The sequence below is a fragment of the Desulfonatronospira sp. genome (assembly GCA_003563255.1).
Taxonomy (GTDB): domain Bacteria; phylum Desulfobacterota; class Desulfovibrionia; order Desulfovibrionales; family Desulfonatronovibrionaceae; genus Desulfonatronospira.
In genome coordinates this window covers 1-4,497 of sequence record PWSL01000335.1, presented here as the reverse complement: position 1 = coordinate 4,497, position 4,497 = coordinate 1, and the positions used below count along the sequence as shown (strand labels likewise).

Here is a 4,497-nt window from a genome sequence, read left to right as displayed (position 1 = left end):
GGCAGTAGTCTTTTTCTTAAAAAATAAGTGCGGAACATTTACAGTGCCAAGCGCTGAACCCCCGTCATGGCTCAAATTTTTCTTGTTTTTTGTGACAGGGTTTCAGGAGTAAGTCACTAATGCATAGCTGAAAAACTGATGCGGGGAGAATGCTCTTCGCATTTACTGAACCTCATCCGGAAAAGTTTTTTACAGATGATCAGACGCTCAGAATTATTGTCTCTCGCCTACTCGAAGACTCGTTAGAGACGCTGAGGGCGCTGAGAAGAGAAGCCATTTTTGCATTTCTGCGAAGCGCAGTAATGCAAAAGGATCTCGCCCCGGGGGGAGCATGTTATTCATAGCCACCGGCTCGGTGGATATGAATGTTGAAACTCTTACTCCTGCCTTGCTCTGCCTGCCCAGTGAAATAGACGCAGTCTCCGTCGCAGACGGGTTTAACTGGGTCTACCCGGCAAATGAAAAAACCTTCCCGCCTTCCTGCCTTCCTGCCTTTGCGACCTTTGCCTGCACCGGTTAAACAACGCTTAAAGCGTTCCTGCGCAGCAGGGTTTAAACTGGGCGTCATGAGCTCGCCCGGTTGAATAGACATTCAGTCTACGGCAAAGCCGTATTCAACCGGGTAAGTCTTTTTTCCCAGTTGAATACACGAGGTGTAGGCGCAGCCATTCGACATGGGCGAACGGGTGGTTAAAGTTTCTTTATTTCCTGGGTTGCGGGCGTAGCCCGCTTTGGGATTCAACCCCTTAAAATCGGAGCAATGTTTCAAACCAAGTTCAAGAACGTCATGGCGCAGCAGTTAAAAAGTTCCAACCCCTTAAAATCGGGGCAATGGTTGTGACACCCTCTGGGAGCCCTTGACCTACCTGGCCACCCAGACTGATTTCCGTATATACTCTCAAAAAATAAATCGAGTTTTTTATACAAGCAACGCTTCAGATGATAAAGCTAACATATTGTAATAAATGTAATGAGCAAAATCCGTACCTTAAATTATCACAAATTCAACACAAGGCCAGGGGACTGTCCCCATCTGAGCATCCTTCAGGGGGGAGATATGCCAATTTGCCTGTCTGCCAGGCGGGCAATGCCTTGCTGGGGAACATTATTCTTCAAAACCGTGTGTGCAAAGCACCCGTGTGAAGCCTGAAGGCTTCCCGTGCCAGAGAAGATCTTTTTAGCACGGGCAACTTCGTTGCACATCCCAGTGAAACCAGCTACGCTGAAACTACGTTTGTTTCACGGGACAGTCGGGCGGCTCTGCCGCTCACGCCTGGGGAGTACACCTCAAGTCTATTCCCGGTGGCGATTGCTGGCACCCCCTGAATGGTTACGTGAGGGTTAGTCAGGCGTACACGGCATAGACTCACAGTCCATGCCGTCCGCATGTCCTGAAAGGTCACAGGGTACGCTGACCGCTGTGGTAGACTCGTTCGGTGGCCCCAGCCCCCCAAACATGGGCATAATTTCCAGCTTACAGGAAAAGCCGAATCTGTCAGAAAATCATCTATTATTTCAGACATATATTATTTTTTTGGAAAAAACATGCTTTCTTTATTTTACCCCAAAGTATTTATGGTATGGTTTTTGGCTGGGGAAAAAGTGTTGTTATTTTAATAGGATAAAAAAAGTGGACAAAGAGAAGGCAGTTAAGGCAGAAAGGGCATGAGGATAAACAGTGGTAGTCAACAAAATCGCTCTGACAAGACTATGGCACGTAGTCTAGCGTGAAGTTTTTAAGTTTTTTTATTTTTCTTACCCAAACCTGCTTGGAGCAAACCATGCCACAGGACTCCGCATCCCAAGACTTTTGCATCCTCACCCCGGAACAGTGTCAAGATCTGTTCACAAACGCCCCCATAGGTATTTATACTTCCACGCCGGAGGGCAAATTACTCTCTGTCAACCCGGCCTTAGCCAAAAAGTTTGGGTATGAATCACCCCAGAAGATGCTGGAGTCGGTCACTGACATTGCTGCCCAGACATATGTCAAGTCTGAGGACCGCCTGGAATTCATGCGCCTGATGCAAGAGTACGGCAAAGTGGTTGATCATGAATGCCGGTTCAGACGCAAGGACGGAACAAAGTTCTGGGCGTCCATAAATGCCTACGCAGTATGGGATGAAAATGGGCGGGTTAAAGCCTACCAGGGGTTCACCAGGGATATATCCAAGCGCAAGCAGGCCCATGAGGCTCTTCTGGAGAGTGATAAGAGATTCAGGGCAGTCTTTGAAAATATGCCGGGAGGTGTATTCATCCATGATCTTGATGGCAAGTTTCTCATGGTTAATGAGGCTGCATGCAGGAATACAGGGTACTCCAAGCAGGAATTACTGCAGATGCAGGTAAAGGACATTGATCCCCACCTTCTTGATTCTGACAAGCGATTCCAAGCATGGAATGATCTTAAAGAAAGTCAGAGCACTTCCTTTGAATCTGTGCATATCAGAAAGGATGGGTCCTGCTACCCTGTTGATATTTACCTAAACTTGATAACTCTGGATGGAAAGCCGGTTATATTTGCTGCGGCTTATGATATCACTGGGCGAAAGCGGGCCGAGGAGGCGCTGCGGGAGAGTGAAGTAAAGCACAGGACAATATTTCAGGTTATTCCGGACATGATCATCAAGCTCAGCAAAACCGGTCAATATCTTGATATCTATGCTTCCTCTGAAGATAAACTGGCTTTACCCCGTATTGAACTGTTGAAAAAGAACATAACAGATATTTTTCCTGAACAGGAGTCTTCTTTAATCCTGCAACGCATAGAGAAAGCCCTGGATACTCAAGAACTGGAAGTTATTGAGTACGAACTGAAAGTCCAAACTGGTAAATGCTACTTTGAGGCTCGGGCTATGCCCGTCGGCAAGGAAGAAGTTATCTGTCTGGTCCGCGACATCACCGAGCGCAAGCGAACCGAAGAGGCACTGCGAGATAGCGAGGATAGACACCGCCGCCTGTTTGAAACCATGGCCCAGGGGGTCATTTATCAGGCAGCCGACGGCTCCATCATATCAGCCAATCCTGCTGCAGAAAGAATACTCGGCATATCTTTGGAACAAATGCAGGGCAAAACATCCATGGACCCGCGCTGGAAAATGATTATGGAAGACGGCACAGCGGTTCCAGGAGAGGACCATCCGGCCATGATCACCCTGCGTACCGGAGAAACCGTTGGGCCGGTTGTCCGGGGCGTGTTTCATCCGGACAAGCATTCCTATATCTGGCTTTCCATCACAGCCATTCCCCTGTTCCAACCCGGTGATTCAAAACCCTTTCAGGCCTATGCGACGTTCGAGGACATCACCGAGCGCAAGTGTGCTGAGGAAGCGCTGCGGGAAAAAACCCAGCTGCTGGATACTATTGCCAACACCATGAGCGATCTCGTTTCTGTGACCGACATGGAAGGCAACTACACATACATCGGTCCTTCCCACAGCATCCTGGGGTACGATTTAGATTCACTTGTGGGCAGGAATGTCATGGAATTTGTCCATCCTGACGATTATCAAAGAATTGAAAATGCCTTGATGGAATTCTTGACCAACGAAGAAGACGGCAAAAAAGTCGAGTACAGATATCGACGAGATGATGGTGAATATCTCTGGTTTGAAACAATCGGGAAGTTCATTCTTGATAATGCTGGCAACCCAAAGGAACTCCTGTTCAGCACAAGAGATGTTACGGAACGAAAGCAAGCCGAAGAGGCCCTGCGGGAACGGGAAGCATTCATCCAGGCGACCCTGGACAATCTTCCGGTGGGCGTTGCCGTCAATTCGGTCGACCCGAAGGTGCAGTTCACCTACATGAACGATAATTTCGCCAAGTTCTACCGGACCACACGGGAGGCGCTGGCCGCCCCCAACGACTTCTGGGAAGTCGTCTACACTGATGCTACGTTCAGGGAAGAAATCAAGAAAAGGGTGGTTGAGGATTGCGCCAGCAACGATCCCGAACGGATGACCTGGCAGGATGTCCCGGTTGCTCGCCAGGATCAGGACACTTTCTACATCACGGCCAAGAACATCCCCCTGCCCGAGAACAATCTGATGGTATCCACTGTCTGGGATGTTACCAACCGTAAGCTGGCCGAAGATGACCTTGTCTCCACCAAGGAAGCCGCCGAGGCCGCCAACCGGGCCAAATCCGAATTTCTGGCCAACATGAGCCACGAACTGCGCACTCCATTAAACGGTATCCTGGGCATGTTGCAGCTTCTGCAGTCCACCACTGATCTGGACCATGAGCAAAATGAGTACGTTGAGCTGGGTATCACCTCAGCCAACCGCCTTACCCGGCTCTTGTCGGACATCCTGGATCTGTCCAGGGTGGAGGCGGGCAAGATGGAAATCATCGAGGAGGAATTCAGAACCAAAGAGCTGGTGGATTCCGTTACCGACCTGTTCAAAGTAACCATCAAGGAAAAGGATTTGTCCCTGGTCTTTCAACTGGACCCGGCACTTCCGGAAAAACTGGTGGGGGACCCTGCCCGTCTGC

Annotated in this window: 1 protein-coding gene; it reads left to right on the top strand. The window is 49.4% G+C overall.

Annotation, left to right across the window (positions count from 1 at the left end; translation table 11 throughout):
- Positions 1 to 1,781: 1,781 nt before the first annotated feature.
- A partial coding sequence (locus QZP87_RS09665) for a PAS domain S-box protein (protein ID WP_291322711.1) occupies positions 1,782 to 4,497 on the top strand: 2,716 nt, incomplete at its 3' end.